Below are 21,359 nucleotides of genomic sequence, written 5' to 3' on the forward strand. Positions count from 1 at the left end.
TTTTTCAACTCCTAAGTCAGTGAGTATTCTATTATCATATCTAAAAGCTCACTAAAATTATATCCTCTTGCTCTTGCACTCTTAGGAATAAGACTTGATTCAGTCATTCCTGGTAGTGTATTAATTTCTAAAAAGTAAGGAATATTATTACTTACTATGATATCAATTCGAGCATAACTCTTGCAACCTAGATTATTCCAAACACATTTTGATATTTCATTAACCTTTTTTTGCAAATTTTTTTCTAAGAAAACAACCTCCTCATCAGCACCATTTTCTTTGTATTTAGCTTCATAATTAAAAAACTCTCCTATATTTGCCTTGATAACTATCGTTGGAAATACATCTCCATTTAAAATAAAGGATGTCATCTCTGTTCCACCTATATATTTTTCTATCATTACTTCATCATCATATTCTAATACTTTTTTTATGGCATACTCTACTTCATACTCATTATTTATTAAGAATGTAGCTATGCTAGACCCCCCACTATTAGGCTTTATAAATATAGGATACCCAATCTCTCTTATTTTTTCATAATTAATATCTTTTATTGATTTTACTGTAATCCAAGGAGCTGTTTCTATTCCTTTGCTCATTACTAATTGTTTTGTTAATCCTTTATTCATAGAAATTGCACTACATAAAACTCCACATCCACTATATGGAATTCCCATAGTTTCTAATACAGCTTGTATAGTTCCATCCTCACCAAACCTTCCATGTAATGCTATAAAAGCAAAGTCTATTTCTTTAACCTTTTCTATTACCTCTTTTTTTGAATTTATTATTATTGGTATTATTTTTTCATATTTATTTTTATTTAAATTTTTAATCACTTGCTCTCCTGACTTCAAGCTAACTTCTCTTTCAGAAGATATCCCCCCCATAATTACACCAATTTTCATATTATCACTCCTAATTTTCTTTTTCTTAATTTATTGTATGAATTATTTATAAATGAAAAAAGCACCACAATCTATGTATTTTTAACTCATTGTGGTTCTAATAATTAATTTATAACATATTTACAATTTATTAAAACTTTCTTAAAAAAACATTAATCCTATGCATTTTATGGAAAATTATAGGTAAAACATATATAATTTAACTTATATGTAATTAAGGAGGATATTATGGATTTACAAAATAAATTTAAAGAAAAATTCAATAATGGTCATAACAAACGTAAAATAAAAAAACAACAACACTTTTATGAAAATATGATTACTTCTTCAAATGAAAACTCAACTAGTATTATTTTCAACAAAACTTCTTTAGCATGGTTAATTGTAATAGTAACCTTATTATTACAATTAATTTCATTAGCTACTACTTATAAAGGCAGCATTGTCTATTTTGGTGGAATTAACTTACCTTTTAACCTAAGCGCTCCACTATTATTTGCTTTATCAATTCAACTTATTGTTTTTTGTGTAAGTCATACTTTAAGATCTAATTTTAGAAAAGGCTTTTTAGTAGTCTTAATTCTGGCCACATTATGTTCTACCTACTTTTCATATATAGGAATATATAATTATATTAATTCTCCTATAAATTATTTAGAAGAAAGATATACTCAAATAAATAGTACTATTTCTGATAAATACGAAACTTTAAGAGAAACAAATAAAAGCTCTATAACAAAAACTATGCTTAATCTAATAAATGATTTAAGTACAAGCTATACATCTTTAAGCATGGAAGTTGATAATAACAATAAGTTATCAGAAGATATATCTAATATTTCTATAGATAATAATATAATAAACTCTCAAACTAATAGTGTTAGTAAACCTAACCTAAACAACTATGGTGATAATTTAGAGCAGTATTATTCAGATATGGCCAAATATAACACTGCAATAGGTAACATGATTACAGATAGTACTAAACAAGATTCTTCTTTAAAGACTGAATTATACAATGCTCAAGTAAACTCTATTTTAGGGGGTAAATCTCTTGATGAATTTACTGCTGAAAGCATAGATACTAAAAGTAAAAAAGAGCAGTTAGAAAAGGGAATAAATACCTCTTATGCTTTAATCACTTCTGAAGAAACCTCTCTTACTATAGATGAAAAGCTATCAAAAATACAAGATTACTGTCAAAACTATATCCAGGGAATTGACGGTGATAAAGATATTTTTACTACTATTTTACTAAATTTAAACTCTCAAATATTAATAATTAAAAACAAAGCCTCTATTGATAATTTACAAACTCAAATAAATGATTTTCTAATTTTAAATAAAAAGGATTCAGAGATTATGAAATCTTTTTCTGAGTTAAAATCTATAATTTATAAAAACTCAACTGGAAGTAACGCTTCTGATAATATAACCCTTACAGAAGAAAATTCCATGGAACTTTACTCTTTAATGAATTCTGAAATTAAAAGTGCCATATATACTTTAAATCATATTTATAGCAATGTAGAACAAATTGTTTCTAATAACGAAGATTATATAATTCATAATCTTTATGTTTTGCCTGTTCTTAATTTATTTACTTTAAATGAAGAAATAAGCATGTCTTGGTTTTGCTTAATTTTTGCGATATTGATTGATGGTCTAACTATAATATTTGCCATAATGGAAGGCAAGGAAAAAACTCCACTATTTGCAAAGTCTACAAAAGAAGTTGTAGGTAGGTCTAAAGATTCAATTGAAAACTTACTAATGCTTTCACTTTTATCTGCTGACATAGAGAGCCGTGATGAAGAACGAGTTGAAAAAATATTATTAAAATTAAAAAGCTTTGTTTCAAATTTTAATCTTTTAACAGAAGCATTAGAAAATGGATATTCTATGTATTGTCCTTTAAGCAACTTAGAGGAATACCAAGGATTTTTAGCAACCTTATGTCAATTTAATTTAGCAACTATAATTAGTTCTAAAGAATTATTCTTTAATGATCAAACACCTGATATTCAAGTTGAAAATTTCGTTTTAATAAAAAGTAAATTTATGATTTGGGCAAATGATAAAATTGTTTCTTTAACATTAAATAATCAATATATAGATTCCCTAAATAAGCTTGATGAAAACTATATTATGAATGGAGAATTATTATAATGTTTAAATTAGAATTGTTAATAATTACAGTTGGAATAATTGTTTTTATTTTACAAAACAAAATAAGAACTAATAAAACTGAGATATCAAGAAAAATCGTATATTGGACCATTATGTTTTTTATAAGTTTATCCTTTAATACTATTTTATTTACTAGCTTTAGTGAATGGTATAATTTATCTAGCTATTTAAATTTAAATACATTACTCATATTTATTGCTATTATATTAGGATATTTCCTTATCCAATCATTATCACCATTTAAATTTTTTAGGAAATTAATAAATTATTTCAAATTACTATTTTCTAATAAAATTGACAAATCAATACCTAATATTAATAAAGAAACAAAATACGAACGTCAATCCCACTTTGAAATTTTTCTTGAAACAATATGCTGGATAGGTTTTATTTCAATATTTGCTTTAGAAGTTTATTTAAATCTCTTTAATACTATAGATAATTACATCGAAAATAACTTTGTATTAGTTATTTGTCTCATTATCATGATTACTCTTCCTATAACTTTAAGGCAAATATTATTTTACCTATTTAATGTTAGACTAATTAATAAAACTTCACTTTCTACAGAAGAAATTAATCTTAATGAAAAGCTCAAAAAAACTAATATTAAACTATAAACTTTAAACTTTTTTTGTTAAAAATACCATAAAGAACTTGACTTTAATCTATTATTAGTAGATAATTATTATTAGTTAATAGTAGGGAGGATGTTTATATGAGTAATATTTTAAATGGTTCTTGGAACGGATTCAGAGAATTAGTATTAGTAGACAAGGTTCAGGTATGCCCTGATATTGTTTCATTTTATTTTAAATCAAAAGATGGAGGCAAACTTGTAAAACATATAGCTGGACAATTTTTACCTTTCAAAATAAAAACTGATGATCCTAAATATAAAGATGTAATAAGAACTTATAGTTTATCTATGTTTCCTAATGATGATACTTACAGAATAAGTGTAAAAAAAATAAATGGTGGTTTAATTAGCACTTACTTACATGAAAATCTTAATATAGGTGATTCTATTGAGGCAATGGTTCCAACTGGATTATTCACTATAAATAATAAAAATAATGATATAGTTTTATTATCTGGAGGAATTGGAGTTACACCATTATTATCTATGTTATACGAAGAATCTTCTCGTAGAAATAATATTCATTTTATACAAGCAGTGCAAAATTCAACTTTACATCCATTTAAAAATGATATAGAACAAATAGCTCAATTTAGAGGAATAAAGAATACTGTTTTCTACTCTCACCCTTTAGATACTGATAAAGAAGGCACTAATTACGATTTTACAGGTTATGTAAATAAAGATTTTCTTAAAAATAACGTAAACTTAAATTCTGATTTTTATCTTTGTGGTCCACCTCCTTTTATGAAGGCTGTTGAAGGTCTTTTAATTGAGCTTGGAGTAGATAATTCGAAAATTAATTATGAGCTTTTTAGTAATTAAAATAAAAAAACTATAACCCATTTAAAAGGTTATAGTTTTTTTAATACAAATATTTCAAATTTTAATTATTTAATTTTATCGATTCTAAAAGGTATTCCACTTATGTTACTATCTTTATTCTCACTTACTACTTTATAAGCATCTTCAACTATATTTTCTAACTCTATATAAGAGTTTTCTTCAATAACCCCAAAATCATCTTGAACAAATTCATCATTTGATGTAAAGTCACTAATTTTTAAATTTTCTAAATTTCTACTCATTGATCTAACAGGATCATCATTAAATCTATTACTTGAAAGATTTTCTTTATTTTTTAACTCTAATTTATCTAATATATCTTTACTCATACTAAAAACTCCTATACGAAATATTATTTTTGTTAATATTATTAAATTTATTATTCATAATGTAACTTTAATTTTTCAAATGACTCCTCGTAACATTTTTTACATAATACAATTACTTCATTATTATTAATGCTATTTTCATATACATCTAAATTAGCTATATTTCCACATTCCTCACATTTATATTTTGCTTTTTGCAATGCTTCCTTACGCTTCAAATTCCATTCTTCTTCAATTTGTATTTTATTTTCTACATTATTGTTTTTATTATTTTTTAAAATATTATTGATTTCATTAATTAAGTCTTTTATTTTACCTTTAGCAACTTGCCTCCAATTATCACCTTCATCTTTTTCCTTATTTCTTATACTTTTATATTCCATACTAATTCTAATAGTAATTAACTTAATTAAGTAAATTCCTAATATTAAATATATTAAATTAAACATAAACATCACCATATTTATATTTAACAATTTATTTAAATTTATTCATATTTTTATAATTATTTATGTAAAATGAAAGTTTTTTTTTATTTTATTCATATACTTTTCCACACAGTAATCTTTTCATATACATTTATATATATATAAGGCTTTATTGTCGTATTGTATTTTTTTTATTTATATGGTAAAATTTATAAAAATGCAAGTTTTATTTTTTTTAATGCATTTTTCTTACAATAAAGGGGGGCTAATATGAAAAAAAAGTTAGGGTTAACAACAAAAATTTTTATTGGTTTAATACTTGGGGCAATTTGTGGTATTATTCTTTATGGTTTAGTACCAGCTGGAGTAATAAGAGATGATATATTAATTAATGGTATCTTTAAAGTTCTTGGAAAAGGTTTCTTAAGAGCTATGCAAATGCTCGTTGTACCATTAGTATTCTGCTCATTAGTTTGCGGAAGCATGGCTATAGGTGATACTAAAAAACTAGGTCGTGTTGGTGTAAAAACTATATTATTTTATCTTGTTACTACTGCAATTGCAATTACACTAGCTATTGGTGTAGGAAAACTAATTAATCCTGGTATTGGATTAGATATGAGCAATATTCAAGTTGCTGAAACTACAGTAACTGAAGCAAACTCCGTATCTGATGTTATATTAGATATAATTCCTATCAATCCCATAGCTGCACTTTCAAATGGGAATATGCTTCAAATTATATTTTTCTCAATATTAATAGGTATTATCCTTGCTATGCTTAATAAAAAAGCTAAGACAGTAGCTAACTTTTTCAGTGAGTTTAATGAAATTATGATGAAAATGACAATGATAGTTATGAAGGTTGCTCCAATTGGAGTATTTTGTTTAATTGCTACTACCTTCTCTAATATAGGCTGGAGTGCTTTTGCACCAATGTTAAAATATATATTTGCTGTAATGCTAGCACTATTTATACAATGCTTAATAACCTATATGGCAATGTTAAAGTTGTTTACAAAGCTAAATCCTTTAACATTCTTAAAGAAATTTTTCCCAGTTATGAGTTTTGCATTTTCTACTTCATCTTCAAATGCTACAATTCCATTAAGTATAGAAACTCTAGATAATGAAATTGGGGTTTCCGAAAAAATATCATCTTTTACAGTTCCATTAGGTGCTACAATAAATATGGATGGTACTGCAATTATGCAAGGAGTAGCAGTTGTTTTTATTTCACAAGCCTTTGGAATAGAACTTGGTTTAAATGCATATCTTACAGTTATTTTAACTGCAACACTTGCATCAATTGGAACTGCTGGTGTACCGGGTGTTGGTCTTATAACATTATCTATGGTTCTTAATTCTGTAGGATTACCAGTTGAAGGTATTGGAATAATTATGGGTATTGATAGAATTCTAGATATGACTAGAACTGCAGTTAACGTTACTGGTGATGCTATATGCACTACCATTGTTGCAAAACAAGAAGGCGAACTTAATGAAAGTACTTTCTATTCTAATGAAAGTCAGCTTGATGCTACACTTTAATATAAAATAATATTTAAAAATACCCACTAAACAAATGTATTAGTGGGTATTTTACTGTTAATTTAAATTAAAAAGATTAAATATATTAGAAAACTTACTAGCTGATTTAGGATCATTTATCTGTCTTAACTTTCTCTCTTCTTCTTCACAGAATATTACACCATCAATTAAGCCATTATTATAATTTTTTTCATCACTTTTTTCTTTCATTATAATATCACCTCACTTTATATACTCTTATTGTTTCAATATATTATTATATTTATAATTATTAATTTTAAAATAAAGTTACATAAAGCCTTTATACAGATAAATATAAACTGTATAAAGGCTTTATTTTATAGTATTTTTCTATTTTTTATTTTTATTTTTATTTCTATAGTATATATAACCTCCAATAGCTATAACAGCTATTATTCCAACAGTTACTAAAATAATTGTTGTATTATTATTATTTTCTTTAACAACTACTTCAGTACCATTTGCACTTTCCTTTAATCCAACCTGTGATGTAGTTACATTTCTACTTAAAGTATCTCTAAACATTAAATAGTAACTTGATGATGACCAACTAAAATCTTTTGTATGTAATCCTGCACCTGTTTCAGGATTATAATTTTCTCTAATAGGTCCATTTGATACTACACCTTCAGCATTGTTAAATAACTTTTCACAAAGTTGTACTGCATCATCATAATAATTATAATTTTGTAATGCTTCCACTCCAAATAATGCTTGATCTAACCAAACAGGCCCTCTCCAATATTTATTTGGATCAAACTTAGGATTATCCTTTGCTGCCGTTGGTAATGGAACAAATGTATTAAATACATTTGGATCCATCATATTATTTTTAACACCTTCTGCTTGTTCTTTTTCTGACATATTAGCCCATAATGGTATCCAACCTTCTGTTCCTTTTCCTCTATTTACAAGAAGTTTTCTTTCTGTTCCATCTTCATTAATTTGTAAGTCGTAATAGAATCCTGTTTCTTTATCATACATATTATTATTTACGTACTCTTTTAATACTTGTGCTTCTGTTACATATTTTTGAGAGTCTGATTTATTTCCTAATTCATCAGCCATTGATTTTAAAAATCCTTTTTCTGCATAAAGATATGCATTTAAATCAACGGATTCTTGATTTATTGAATATCCTATAACCTTTCCATCTTTATCTTTATTTTCAAACACCTTAACTCCAATATCATCAGCGCCTTGACCCTCTACATCAAATCTAGTTGCATTATCCATTCCACTTTCCCAAGCTGCTGCTAATATAATTTCTTCATCGCTATTATTTAGGTCGTGAACCATCCCTCCATATTCACATATACCATTTTTATCATGATCTCTGTTTGTGTACCACCAATTATGATAATCGACTAATTTTGGATACATTTCCTTTAAAAACTCTTTATCTCCTGTTTCCTTATAAACATTCCATACAGCCCATGCTGCTAAAGGTGGTTTAGAGTTTCTTTCATTCCAATTTCCACCTACTCCACCTCTTGCTTCATCTTGATTATAGAAAATTGCATCTATAATAGCGCCAGAATCTTGTGGTCTAATTTTATCATCACTCTTAATTTGATAATCAAATAATGCTCTAATATTATCCTTTGCTAAATCTCCATTAAACTGTGATGTTCCTACTGCTTGCTTCCATGAATCCCAAGCCCACATTCCTACAAACCATTTGTAAGATAAAGATGGGATAACACCATTGTGTTTTATTGCTCCAGCTGGACTTCTCCAATTTGTGATTAATGTTATAATAGATTTTACTGCAGCATTTTGATAACTTACATCCGGAACCTTATCTAAATTTGCAAAGGTTTTATCTATATAACCTTGCCATCTTGATTCATTATCTGTAAAATATTTATCTCCATTTTTTATAATTTCATCAACTTTACCTTTTTCCTTATCTAATTCATCATTAGTAAATGTATATGATTCTGTTGAAAAAGTCTTATATGTTTCATTTGGTGCTATCTTAACTGCATCAACTAATTTAGTTGTATAAGCATTTCCATTAATAGCTGTTTCTACCTTTCCTTCATGACTACATACAAATTTAGTTTCTTTACTTGAGAAGAAACTCCATTGTGAATTTATATCATCAAAATTTACTTGAACTCCCTTATCTGTTGCTTCTAATGTTTGATTTAAATTATAATTTTTATTTCCTGCTTCATCTTTACTTATTGCATATGGTGACTTATTAAATATCTCACCTGACCATTGTAAGTTTAATGATAAATCGTTATTTAATTTATTTGAAATTTCAGTTTTAATTAATGCAGTTCTATCATTAGCAAATATAAGCTGTAAGTTAAGAGTAAAGTCTTCTAGTTCATAACTTTCTACTAACTTACCTGGATATGAGTTAAAAGTAACTTTTGCAGTTGATAAGTCATATGGTGTATTATTTTCTGAGTTAATTATAGTTAATTTACTAAATATATCTGACATATTTATTGGATATTCTTGCCCTACAATTAATGGCCCAGGAAATCCCCCATAAAGCTTTGTTACACCTTCTCTTGCTAAATAATATGCATGCCAAGCACCCATATCTGAAAATGGATTATCTACATTTGTATCATAGTCATCATTTAATTCAACTTTAGGATCACCAGTTACGTCTAATACATTAACAAAATCAGTAATCTTAGGATTGCTATCTTCAGCAAAAACCTTTATTGATCCCATAGTAGAAATTAATGAAAAAACGACAAGTGCAGATGCAATTATTTTTTTTACCTGTTTGCTTATCATGATTTTCATCCCTTCTTTTTTTATATTTCCATAAACTATTATCTTCAATAGTCTTGATTTTTATTTATAAATAAAGAATTTAAATAATAGTTTATTTAATAAATGAAATTTTTACCAATAAACTATTACTAAAATGCAAAAAAAATAAGCTTCTACATAATCAATTCATCATGTAAAAGCTTATTTAAAAATTCTCTAAAATTGACGAACTATTTTTTGTGCATAAACAATTCCAATTCTTCTCTTTAATTTATCATTTAACGCAAGCTCAATTTTTGTATTATCATTTAACTCAAAGGTATAAACTGATAATCCTTTAATATTACTATTATAAAATACTTTATTATTTTTTTTATTATTAGTATTATTTTCATATACTTTTCTAATGTCTCCAATAGAAATTGATTTAACTGTTTTTCTTCTGCTTTCATTATATATTTTACTTATATTTATAGTGTCATTAAATAGCTCATACTCATACTCTACATAACTTAAAAAACTTAAAATAAATAATGCTAATGCTATTACTCCCATAACAATTGAAACCAACAGTGATATTGTTAAAAAGAATGCTGAAAGCACAAAAAATACCATAGACAAACCTTTTAAAATATTACTTGTAGTTTTTCTTTTGTCACACTCAATAAATTGCTCAAAAACCTCTTCCACCTTTATGCTCCTCCTAAATTCCCTTATTGCTATATTATAACAAATTTTATATTAATTCGGTATATGACTTTCATTTTTTAAATATATTACCCTTTAATAAAACATTATAAATTTTTATAATATTTTATTAATTCTTCTTTACTATTAATTCCCCTATTTTGAGGAATAGTTAATTCAGAAACATCCTTTCCCGAAAGCTTACCATTTACTATATATTCTTTTCCTAAGAAATTTTGTCCCCATGTAGCAACTTTATCTATTTCTGGTGTATTAATATTTAATAATTCTGCGAAAGCCTTTAAAATACATAATCCAAATTGAATATCTTCAATAAAATATCTTGAATTTTTATCTGGAATATATCCTCCTTCAACTTCTACCATAGGAGAGTCAATACCTATAAATCCTGGTGCTGTATTTATCTTTTCACTTAATTCTTCTGGGGTTTGTATATTGTATCTTCTCTTTATTTTTTCAATATCACTTGGATTAAAATCCATATTCTCATTAAATCCATTAAAAATTAACTCTAGCTCTTCGTCTAGTTTTAATAATTCAGAAGATGCCATAGTTCCCCATTCTTCATAGAATAAAGGATTTCTATCATATACTGTTTCACCTTCAACATAATCATGAAATAATTCATATAATCTTGAAGGATGCATTGTTGGATTTGATGGTGATAAAGTAATAGCTAGATAACTACTTAATGGTATGCATGGAATATCTATAAAATTAGTCATACAATCTGCTACCTTTTTTGAATACTCACCTGGAATCGCTCTAATTTTCATAAATGGATTCTTTTGTTTTAATATTACTGATTCACCATACTTTTCTAATCTTATTATCGAAGGTACCCTTTGAGTTCCAAAGAAAATACATTCTTTTTCTAGCAAAGCATCTATTAAATATTCCTTTCCTCCAAATCCAGGAATAGCCCCTATCACTGTTCCCTTCTTTAAAAATGGAAGTATTGTATTAAATGTTCTTTCCATCATAAATGAAGGGTATGTTATTAATACATAATCTGCATTTCCTACAGCCTCTTCATAGCTCGATGTAATACAATGAATTTTCACATCATGTGTTATATTTTTTTCTTCCTCGACTAATGCCATAGTCTCTTTAAAGCTTTCAGGCTTTGAAGTATGTAACCACACTTTATTCTCTTCTTTCATTGAAATATATGCAGCTAAATATGTACCTATATTTCCTGCTCCTATGATACAAATATTCATATTATTCCTCCTAATTTCATCAAAATGCTTATTTATATTTTAACATTTTTTTATCTTTATAATTGTATATCTTTTGTAAACTTTTACTCATGAATCTATCTTTTTTACTATATAATAAATATGTATTATTTTATAATATATAAGAATGATATTTCAATCTATTTTTTATAAATCATCAACTAGAATCACATATTGTAAAATTCTCTCATACTTTGTAATATATTAATCAATAAAGGTAGATTTTATGACTTTATTACCTGTACATTATATTTACATTATTTTTACATTCTTAATTTTAATCTCTATTTTCAGAAAAAAAGATATTACTATAATTTGTATTCTTGGAATATTTACAATTGCCTTATACAGCACAAAATCATTTCCATCTTCCGTTATGTCAGTTTTTAATGGATTTTTATATGCAATAACAGAACTTTTACCTATAATTCTTATAATTTCAATAATTACAGCCTTTAGTAAGTTATTATCTGCTACAGGAATAAACGAAGTTATGGTTTCCCCCCTAGCAAAACTAATAAAAAATAAATACATTGCTTATTGGGTAATAGGAATATCTATGATGATTATATCTTGGTTTTTCTGGCCTTCACCTGCAGTAGCTTTAATTGGTGCTGTACTAATTCCTGTAGCTCAAAAAGTTGGTCTTCCAAAGCTTTCTGCTGCAATGGCAATGAATCTATTTGGACATGGTATTGCACTATCAAGTGACATTATAATTCAAGGTGCTTCAAGACTTACTTCTAATTCTGCAGGAATAACTATTTCAGAGCTAAACAGCACTCTTATTCCACTTGAAATAGTTATGGGACTTACTACTACCATTATAGCTTTTATTATAATTGTACGAGATTTCAAAAAAAATCCTTTACCAGATACAGACATAGAAAGTTCAACTAATAAATGTACGGATATAGAAACTCCTATTATCAAGCTCTCCTGCAAAAAAAAGAAATTTTATGCTTTATTAATATTCATAGGATATCTTATAGATATAATTTTAATGCTTACCTTTTCATTAACCGGTGGAGATGCTACTGCACTAGTTGGCGGAACAACCTTATTTCTACTAATAATAATTTTTATTGGTAGCTTTAAGTTTAACACCATGGAACAAATAACACCTTATATTGTTAATGGATTTCAATTTGCATTTAAAGTTTTCGGAGCAGTAATTCCTGTTGCAACCTTCTTTTATCTTGGTGGAAATGGTTTTGAATCAATCTTAGGCAATATTTTACCATCTGGTTCTCAAGGAATAATAAACGACTTAGGTATTGCTCTTGCTAATTCGGTTCCTCTAAACAAGACCATAGCTACTGCAACAGTATCTGGTGTTGGTCTTTTAACTGGTCTTGATGGTTCTGGATTCTCTGGCTTATCATTAGTTGGATCATCTGCCATGCTTTTCTCAAATTCCATATCTATAAATATTTCAGCCCTTGCATCTATAGGACAAATTTGTACTATTTGGATAGGTGGAGGTACTCTTGTACCTTGGGCTTTAATTCCTGTTGCAGCTATATGTGATGTTTCTCCATTTGAGTTAGCTAGAAAAAATTTATTACCCGTATCTATAGGCTTAGCTGTAACAACTATTTTTGCTATTATCTTTTTAGTTTAAAATTATTATATTCTTTAACATTTATGAAACTGTATCAAAATAATTTTTTGATACAGTTTTATTACTTTTACATAACTAACCTTAATTTTTTCTTAATTTTGGAAATATTCCTGTTAGTTTCCTATATATTTTGTTAAAATTTTCTTAACAAAGTATTGCTTTTCTATATTTTTTACTCTATAATAAGTTATGAAATAACTCTTAATAATATTAATATTAACCTTTTTAGAGGTATTTCATTTTATCTAATACAATAAGGGGGATTATTTCCATGAAACTAGAAATAAAAAATCTACGTAAAAGTTTTTCTGGAAATGAAGTTCTACACGGAATCTCATTTTCAGTAGAAAGCGGAAAAGCACTTGGTTTGTTAGGTCGAAATGGTGCTGGTAAAACAACTACTATCAGAATCTTAATGGATGTTTTTAAAGGTGATTCTGGAGAAATTTTAATTGATGGTAAACCTTTTAAGCCTACTAATTATCAAATAGGATATTTACCTGAAGAAAGGGGACTATATCCTAAGAAAAAAGTTACAGATCAAATTGTATATCTTGCATCTTTAAGAGGTATTAGTAAAAAAGAAGCCAAAGAAAATACTTTAAAATGGCTTAAAAGATTAGGTATCGAAGAATATGAAAACAGAAAATTAGATACTTTATCTAAGGGAAATCAGCAAAAAGTGCAATTAGCTCAAACTTTAGTTTGTAATCCTGAAATAGTAATACTAGATGAGCCATTTAGCGGTCTGGATCCTGTTAATGCTCAAATTTTAAAAGATGTAGTCAACGATTTAATTACTGATAATAAAATTGTTATTTTTTCTAGTCATCAAATGAGTTATGTTGAAGAGTTTTGTGAAGATATTGCAATAATTAATAAAGGTAATATTGCCTTAAATGGAAATTTAAAAGAAATAAAAAAAGATTTTGGTAGAAATAGAATTATACTAAGTGCAAATAATTATACTCTAGAGGAATTAAAAGAAATTTGTGAAAGTAAATTTTCTAATTTTGTTACTGTATATGAAACAAAGAAAGAATTTTTAGTATTAGAACTCTCTAAAAATTCTACTAAAAATGAATTTTTAAAAGCTATTATTAACTCTGATATTGATATTGAAAAATTTTCAATATATGAACCCTCATTAACAGATATTTTTGTATTAAAGGCAGGTGATGAATAATGAAGCAATTTTTTAACGTTTTAAGTTTCGAATTAAGTAATTATTTTAAAAATAAAGGGTACATGATTACAACTATTCTTTTTTCAATAATATTAATAATAGGTTTATCACTACCATCATTTTTTGATATGTCAAAACTTATACCACAACTAGCTCCTATTACTTCTGAAGAGTCAGATTCATCCGTAACTCCTGATGAATCTATAGATGAAAATAAAACTAATTATATTATTGTAGACAACAATAATATTTTACCTGATTTAAATGCTCTTGAATCAGCCTTTGCAAACTCTAGCTGGAGTAAAGTAAGCACTAGTGCTGAAGCTGAAAATATAATTAAAGATGGAAATGCAGAAGCTGGCTTTATACTTGAAAGCTTAACTAAATATTCATATTTAGTTGATAATTCTGGCTTTACTGATACAAATCAAATGATATTTGAAAACTTGTTATCTAGTTTAAATCAACAGGATTATGCTATAGAACATAATTTAGATATAAATGATTTACAATCTGTAATTCATCCTTCATTTGAATCTGATGTCACTATCTTAGGAAAGGATAGTGCTAATAACTTCTTTTATGTATATATATTTATCTTTGCAATGTATATGATGATTTTATTATACGGACAGCTTATTGCAGTTTCTGTCACATCTGAAAAGAGCAATAGAGCTATAGAGGTTTTAGTTACAAGTGCTAGTAGTAATAGTCTTATTTTCGGAAAGGTTATAGCAGCTGCCTTAGCTAGTTTCCTTCAAGTTGGAATAATTTTAGCTTCTGGAATGATAACTTACTCTTTAAATAGTAATGCTTGGAATGGTATTTTAGATGGGGTATTTAAAGTTCCAATTAATATATTATTAACATTTATTTTATTCGGAGCTATTGGATACTTATTCTATTCATTTATTTTTGGAGCTTTAGGAGCCTTAGTTTCTAAAACTGAAGATATTAGCTCTAGTATAGGTCCTATAACTATGGTTTTTGTTATTGTGTTCTTTATAAGTATGTTTGGATTAACAAATAGTGACAGCTTACTTATTAAAATTGCTTCATTTATTCCATTTAGTTCATCAATGACAATGCTTATAAGAGTTGCAATGGGTACTGTATCTAACATTGAAATAATAATTTCATTTATCATATTATTAATTTCAACTATATTAACTGCTCTTGGTGCTGCCAAAATTTATAGATTAGGTACTTTAATGTATGGAAATCCTATTAAACTAAGAAATGCTTTAAAATGGTTTAAAAAAGAAAAAATATCTTAATTTAAAATTTTATAAAAGAAAATTAAAGGTCTTGCCAAAAACAATTTTATGGCAAGACCGCTCTTATTATATACTTCTTAAATAAGCTGATGTATATTTTATAACTTCTCTTATTCTATTAAGTTCACTTTCCTTATTTCTTTTTCTCCATACTTTTGAATACTCATAAAACCATACTTCTAATTCTTCTGCTAAAGATACTTTATCATATAAATTGATAATATCTGCTTCTTCAAACTTATCTTTTAATAGTTCTACAAAGAAAAGATTTATTAGTTTTATTCCTTGTGCTGAAATAATAAATTCTTTAATATCATCTTTATTATTAACATCTCCTGCTAACTCTATTAACTCTTCCTCTACTATACTGGCCATATTGTATCCATTAATTAAATCATTTGTATTTATACTATTTATTCTATCTCTAAGTTCTTCATCTGTATTATATTTTTCTTTCCATATAACTAATTCAGACCATCCTGCTTTTTGATTTTTAGATAACTTATTTAATATAGAAACTAATTTTCTTGATTTATCTCCATATTCAATTAATGATAAATCACTGTAAAACTCTTCATTACTATATTCATAGCTTGGATTCCAAGATAATGCTCCTCCAAATGCCATTCCAGGAATTGAATTTGCTAAAAGATTAATATGTCCATAATCTCCCCAATCTGTATTTAATACTCCTGTAGCACCATATTCTACTCCATATCTAACCATTCTTCTAATATTTTCGAATCCATTATCCATAAAGTTCATTAACTGACTCCATCCACCGACTCCTGGACAAACAAATTGTTCTCTACCTGTTTCAGCTACTTTCTTTACTTGCTCTTCAGTTACTTCACATGAATAATTCCAATTTAAACAAATTAAATCATTTGGAATATCATTTAATAATTCTGGATGACCTAATATAACATCTCCCCAAAACATTACTTTCTTATCATACTTCTTAACTATATGTACAATTTTATTTAAGAAGTCTAAATATAGTTTTCCTGTTCCAATTTCTTCAGCAACTTCTTTACTTTTACCTTTTCCTAAGTCAAAAGTTTCATCACAACAAATATTAAATTTATCGGATGTGAATAAAGGTAGAAATTGTTCTATCATGTCTTCTAAAAAATTTAAACTTTCATTATTAGTTACATCTAATGTATGATGAGCTTGTCTATCAATAAAAGAGTAAATATCATTTTCCATTCCTGGCATTTCACATAATTCTTTAAAGGATTTTGTTCTAAGAACTTCATATAAGTGCCCAAATGTTGAAAGTGATGGTATAAGCTCTACATTTCTTTTTTTACAGTACATATCTAATAATATTATTTCCTCTGCTGTTAAAGGATCTTTATCTATCCATACTTCACTCATTCCCTTAAAGGCAAATGTATGCTCTATATATAATTGAATTTGATTAATTTTATAAAAAGATGCCTTTTTTACTACTTCTTTTAATGTTTCTAAAGTAGGTACTTTTCCTCTAGTAACATCATGATAGAATCCTCTATTTTTAAAATATGGTTTATCTTCAATAAATAATTTAGGTATATTTGATGTGCCTTGTTTTAAAATTTGAATTAAAGTCTGAATCCCATAAAAAATCCCTTTAGACTCGCTAGCATTTATTAATATATATTCATCTTCTATAAATATTTTATATTCCTCATCATTTAAACCACTAATTTTTCTTATATTTATAGCATTCTTAACTACATCTGATTTTAAGTTTTTATTTATGTTTAATTTAAATCCAAACTTAGAGCTAACTTCTTCTTGTAATTCTATTACTGCCTCTAAGTCATTAAAACTACATATATAATCTAAATTTATTTCTGTATTTCTTTTTAATTTAAAACTACCTTCATTTTCAAATAATGTTTGTGGTCTAGGTATAATATTCATATTACTTTCTCCCTTAATTTATATTTTACTAATAAGGAGAGACATTAAATGTCCCTCCTAAATTAATTATAATAATTCTTTATTTTTTCTTTTTAAGAAATACTCCACCAACAGCTGCTAAAACCCCTGAAATTCCCATTAACCCTATTGCTCCTAAGTCCCCAGTTTGTGGAAGAGATCCATTTGGCTTATTTGGTTTATTTGGCTTATTTGGTTTATTTGGTTTATTTGGTTTTACTTGAACTGAATCATCATTTGAGCCTCCATTTGAATCATCATTTGAGTCTCCATTTGAATCATCATCTGAATCATCTTTTTCTATTTTTTCTAATGTTAACTCTATTTCTTCTTCATCAAATGCTTTCTCAATAGTTATTTCATATACCTCTTCATGAGCTTCATATGACTCTAAGTTTCCTATATATCTTACAGTATACGCACCTGGATCAAGTTTAGCTAAAACTTCTCCTGCCTCAGTTGTCTCAACTGTTTCAATAACAACATCACCATTTAAAATTTCAAACTTTGCTCCATTTACGGCTTTGTCATTATCATCTTTAACATTTATTTGTAACTTACCTTTTGATTCTGCTTCTTTATCTTCATTGTATACCACCTTGAATTTAGGAGTTGCTTTCATTCCTTCTCTCTTAACTTCAAGTATTATTTCTCCACCATTTGAGTCTAATAATAATGGTTTTAATACTGTTGAATTTTCTTCATCACTTACAGGTACACTTACCTTACTTGGGAATTCATCATCTATGCTATTATAGTAATTTACAATATCACCTGGTTGTAAATCAGCAATTTCTAAAGTTGCATAATATTTAATAGCTAAGGCTGTTCTTGGCTTAATATTATATTCAGAAATAGTAAATTCACCTGGTATTTTAGCTACATCCCATGTTTCATTATCATAAGAAACACTTAATTTAATACTTGGTTGCTTTCCTTCTTGCTTTACAGCAAAGTAAACTCTTCCCTCTTCAGTACCGAAGTCTAAATTCATAAATCTAACTTCTCCAGTTTCTCCTGCTATAGCACTTGCAAAAGCTTCTGTATCATCTATATTCTTATATAATAACACTTCATATCCCGCTGGAACCTCTTGGAATAGTACTTCATCAGTTGCACCTTCATTATTTGTTGCCTTTACTGTATTCATTGGTATATTATCTGTAGTAGGTTCATATGTCTCCTCAAATAGTTGGAATTCATATATTCTAATGGCCTTCCAAGGAGTAACTCCTGGATGATCTATATATAATCTAAATATTTGTCCAGTTACAGGTTCTGAAAGATTTCTATCAACTATTCCCTCTTCATTCTCTGTTACTACATCAACGTCAACAAATTCTTCACCTTTTAATACTTGTAATTTAAAATCTTTAGTATTTGTATCTTTAGCTTCTCCACCAGCTTCCCCATGCATAGTAACCCATCTTTGGATAGTCTTTTCTTCCCCTAAGTCTACTTCTAACCATCCACCATACATTCCTGTAGTTGTACACCATTTACTATTATTTTCAACAGTTCCATCTACCGCCTTTATTGCTGGTTCTCCTGAGTTTTCAGAGCTTGCTTTAACTGGTTTATTCAATGCAAGATTTACTGGGGATGTTTCATCTGGAACTTCGGTATCATTAGCATTCATATTCCATTTGAATTTTAATGTTTGAGCTTCCCCCCTATTAAAGTTTTTATCAACTGCTACAACTTCAAAGTTGAAAGAAGATTCATTACCATATCTCTTAAATGGTGATATATAATAAGAATCATTATAAGTAGAACCTATAAATTCTCTATTTCCATCTGGTTTTACTCTGTATACTTCATAATAATCTGCTCCAGCTACATCTTCCCAATAAATTCTTGCTTCTGCTTTTTGTGCATTATGGAATAATTGATCATCTAAAGTAATCTTTCTTGTTGCTGGTAATTTAGTATTTTTACTTGATTCTTCTATAGAAATATTTCCTATATTTATTTTAAAATCAGCAACATCTTCTTCACTATCAAATTTTAATGATATTGCAGATATTGTTTTTCCAACATATTCATTTAATGGTATAGTAACTGTGTTCCATTCATTTGCTGTACCATCAGCTACATCTAAGAATACAAAGTTTGATTCATCATAGCTATCTCCAATACATAATCCAACTTGCATATTATTCTTATCTGAAGGAGTTTTATAAGTTATAGATAATTCTGTTGAAGCATCTGTAACATTTAAGCTAGTGCTATATAGCTTAATATGATTTGGGTTAGCAGCTTCTAAATTGCCTTTAACTAATAGTGAACTTCCACCATTATACGCATCAGTTCTATCAAAATCTGGAGTTAATTTAGAACCATTAGATTCTACTATCCATCTCCAAGTTGGTAAATAATCTTGTATTGCTCTATTATTCCATTCCTTATCTCTTGATAATTCACCATCGATATAATAAGCTTGTCCATGTCCTAAATTAAAATTAGTCACAAATGGTAATGTATTTATAGCTGATCTATCTGCAACATAGTTTGCAAGTCCTACCCATTTATCTTCTGTATTAGAGCTTGAAGGATCTCCTGAACCACCAACCCAGAACTTTTGATCATGTTTATAAAAATCTTCTATATCTTTAGCCATTGAGAAAGTTGAGTTTGGACAATACATCGCTAATGAAAGCTTTAATTTTCCTTCCTCATCTAATAAGTGTTCTACCGGGAATTTATCATTATATGCATTTTGTTGAACTTCAACCCCTGCAAATACATCATATTGACTTCTTCCTGCTTCATTTGCAGTTTTTATACTCATATCAACCTTACTTAACTCTGGGAATGATGATGATGCTCTATCCCAGTTATAATTTAAGAAAAATTCATCAGTTACAGTTTTTCCATCTTTTTGGAAGAATCCAACATTTAAAGGATTAAGTGAATCTTGGTACTTAACAGGACCTTCTGTAGTCATAGAATCATACCACCCAATTCTTATACTTGGTTCTTTTTCATGCATATATGTGAAGAATTCAACCATTAAATCAGCTTCTTCCTTCCCACAACCATAGCTTTCTTGGTTTATAAACCATCCATCAAATCCATAGAATTTTGCCATTTCAATCATTTTATCAGCGACCGGAAAACTTCCATCTTCATTTTTAACTAAGAATTCTTTTATTTGTTCTACATAAGCATTATCTCCATTTGGACTTGGTCCCCATGGGAATCCAACAGTTCCTAATACCGGAACACCATTTTTATGACCTGCATCAATTACATCTGCTGTAGGTAAAACAAATATTCCTCTGCTTGAACCTCCCCAGTAAACATAAGAATCAATATATTGCCAATATGAGAATACATATGCATTTTCTGTATCTCCACCTTGAGATGGTGCATTATCAGTTTGTGGATTTGTTAAAGCACAATTCATTATTTTTGCATTTGGATTTGCATTTTCATTTACTACAGGTCCAGTAAATCTATCTTGTAACTTTATTGTTGCTCTATTATATCTTGCAGCTGTATCACTTTCTGGACTCCATTCTAATAAACTTTGAATGTTATAAGCATTTCCTGTAGGTTGTAGTGAATTTGAAAGACTGTAATTTTCTACTATGGCTGCTCTCTCTAAAGCAGTAGCTCCAACACTAGCAGAATATCCTGATATCATTGTAGTTCCAATAGCAATAGCTATTGCACAAGATGCTACCTTTTGTAGATGTCTTCTTTTTCTAATACTTCTTTTTGCCAT

16 protein-coding genes are annotated in these 21,359 nt (G+C 27.6%); 7 read left to right on the forward strand and 9 right to left on the reverse strand.

Annotated elements, in window-relative coordinates; genetic code table 11:
• Nucleotides 1-11: 11 nt before the first annotated feature.
• On the reverse strand, nucleotides 12-911 hold the full coding sequence (locus I4V51_RS06325) for a D-alanine--D-alanine ligase (RefSeq protein WP_195987479.1): 900 nt from the start codon (nucleotides 909-911) through the stop codon (nucleotides 12-14).
• 228 nt (nucleotides 912-1,139) lie between these two features.
• Here I4V51_RS06325 and I4V51_RS06330 point away from each other — a divergent pair, with 228 nt between their 5' ends.
• From I4V51_RS06330 to I4V51_RS06340, 3 genes are all read left to right on the forward strand, one after another.
• Nucleotides 1,140-3,080 (forward strand): hypothetical protein, encoded by a 1,941-nt coding sequence (locus I4V51_RS06330; RefSeq protein WP_195987480.1) that lies wholly within the window; start codon nucleotides 1,140-1,142, stop codon nucleotides 3,078-3,080.
• The gene (locus I4V51_RS06335) at nucleotides 3,080-3,721 is read left to right on the forward strand and encodes a hypothetical protein (RefSeq protein WP_195987481.1); all 642 of its coding nucleotides are present in this window, start codon (nucleotides 3,080-3,082) and stop codon (nucleotides 3,719-3,721) included. Before I4V51_RS06330 ends, I4V51_RS06335 begins: the two co-directional genes overlap by 1 nt.
• A 98-nt stretch (nucleotides 3,722-3,819) precedes the next feature.
• Nucleotides 3,820-4,566: an FAD-binding oxidoreductase gene (locus I4V51_RS06340; protein ID WP_195987482.1), complete on the forward strand. Its 747-nt coding sequence runs from the start codon at nucleotides 3,820-3,822 to the stop codon at nucleotides 4,564-4,566.
• Between the two features lie 65 nt (nucleotides 4,567-4,631).
• Here I4V51_RS06340 and I4V51_RS06345 read toward each other — a convergent pair whose 3' ends face one another.
• Both I4V51_RS06345 and I4V51_RS06350 read right to left on the reverse strand, forming a co-directional pair.
• On the reverse strand, nucleotides 4,632-4,916 hold the full coding sequence (locus tag I4V51_RS06345; RefSeq protein WP_195987483.1) for a hypothetical protein: 285 nt from the start codon (nucleotides 4,914-4,916) through the stop codon (nucleotides 4,632-4,634).
• 50 nt (nucleotides 4,917-4,966) lie between these two features.
• On the reverse strand, nucleotides 4,967-5,365 hold the full coding sequence (locus I4V51_RS06350; protein ID WP_195987484.1) for a hypothetical protein: 399 nt from the start codon (nucleotides 5,363-5,365) through the stop codon (nucleotides 4,967-4,969).
• Between the two features lie 249 nt (nucleotides 5,366-5,614).
• On the opposite strand from I4V51_RS06350, the gene I4V51_RS06355 reads away from it, so the two are divergent.
• Complete coding sequence (locus I4V51_RS06355) at nucleotides 5,615-6,895, forward strand: dicarboxylate/amino acid:cation symporter (RefSeq protein WP_195987485.1); 1,281 nt, start codon at nucleotides 5,615-5,617, stop codon at nucleotides 6,893-6,895.
• A 57-nt stretch (nucleotides 6,896-6,952) separates the two neighbouring features.
• Here the strand turns inward: I4V51_RS06355 and I4V51_RS06360 are convergent, their stop codons facing one another.
• The 4 genes from I4V51_RS06360 to I4V51_RS06375 form a co-directional block, all read right to left on the reverse strand.
• Nucleotides 6,953-7,105 (reverse strand): hypothetical protein, encoded by a 153-nt coding sequence (locus tag I4V51_RS06360; protein ID WP_195987486.1) that lies wholly within the window; start codon nucleotides 7,103-7,105, stop codon nucleotides 6,953-6,955.
• 141 nt (nucleotides 7,106-7,246) lie between these two features.
• Nucleotides 7,247-9,682 (reverse strand): trehalase family glycosidase, encoded by a 2,436-nt coding sequence (locus tag I4V51_RS06365; protein ID WP_207745910.1) that lies wholly within the window; start codon nucleotides 9,680-9,682, stop codon nucleotides 7,247-7,249.
• 195 nt (nucleotides 9,683-9,877) lie between these two features.
• Complete coding sequence (locus I4V51_RS06370; protein ID WP_195987487.1) at nucleotides 9,878-10,351, reverse strand: DUF6106 family protein; 474 nt, start codon at nucleotides 10,349-10,351, stop codon at nucleotides 9,878-9,880.
• Between the two features lie 104 nt (nucleotides 10,352-10,455).
• Nucleotides 10,456-11,592 (reverse strand): NAD/NADP octopine/nopaline dehydrogenase family protein, encoded by a 1,137-nt coding sequence (locus tag I4V51_RS06375; protein WP_195987488.1) that lies wholly within the window; start codon nucleotides 11,590-11,592, stop codon nucleotides 10,456-10,458.
• Between the two features lie 244 nt (nucleotides 11,593-11,836).
• Between I4V51_RS06375 and I4V51_RS06380 the strand changes: the two genes are divergently transcribed.
• From I4V51_RS06380 to I4V51_RS06390, 3 genes are all read left to right on the forward strand, one after another.
• Entirely contained in the window at nucleotides 11,837-13,234 is a 1,398-nt protein-coding gene (locus tag I4V51_RS06380; RefSeq protein WP_195987489.1) for a hypothetical protein, read from the forward strand.
• Between the two features lie 271 nt (nucleotides 13,235-13,505).
• Nucleotides 13,506-14,420, forward strand: coding sequence for an ATP-binding cassette domain-containing protein (locus tag I4V51_RS06385; RefSeq protein WP_195987490.1), 915 nt, complete (start codon nucleotides 13,506-13,508; stop codon nucleotides 14,418-14,420).
• Nucleotides 14,420-15,697 (forward strand): ABC transporter permease, encoded by a 1,278-nt coding sequence (locus tag I4V51_RS06390; RefSeq protein WP_195987491.1) that lies wholly within the window; start codon nucleotides 14,420-14,422, stop codon nucleotides 15,695-15,697. Before I4V51_RS06385 ends, I4V51_RS06390 begins: the two co-directional genes overlap by 1 nt.
• A gap of 66 nt (nucleotides 15,698-15,763) precedes the next feature.
• Here I4V51_RS06390 and I4V51_RS06395 read toward each other — a convergent pair whose 3' ends face one another.
• Both I4V51_RS06395 and I4V51_RS06400 read right to left on the reverse strand, forming a co-directional pair.
• Nucleotides 15,764-17,611 (reverse strand): glycoside hydrolase family 20 zincin-like fold domain-containing protein, encoded by a 1,848-nt coding sequence (locus I4V51_RS06395; RefSeq protein WP_195987492.1) that lies wholly within the window; start codon nucleotides 17,609-17,611, stop codon nucleotides 15,764-15,766.
• A 79-nt stretch (nucleotides 17,612-17,690) separates the two neighbouring features.
• Nucleotides 17,691-21,359 carry a discoidin domain-containing protein gene (locus I4V51_RS06400; RefSeq protein ID WP_195987493.1) on the reverse strand — a complete coding sequence of 1,223 codons (3,669 nt, stop codon included), beginning with the start codon at nucleotides 21,357-21,359 and terminating at the stop codon, nucleotides 17,691-17,693.

Source organism: Clostridium sp. D53t1_180928_C8 (assembly GCF_015667795.1).
Lineage (GTDB): Bacteria > Bacillota > Clostridia > Clostridiales > Clostridiaceae > Clostridium.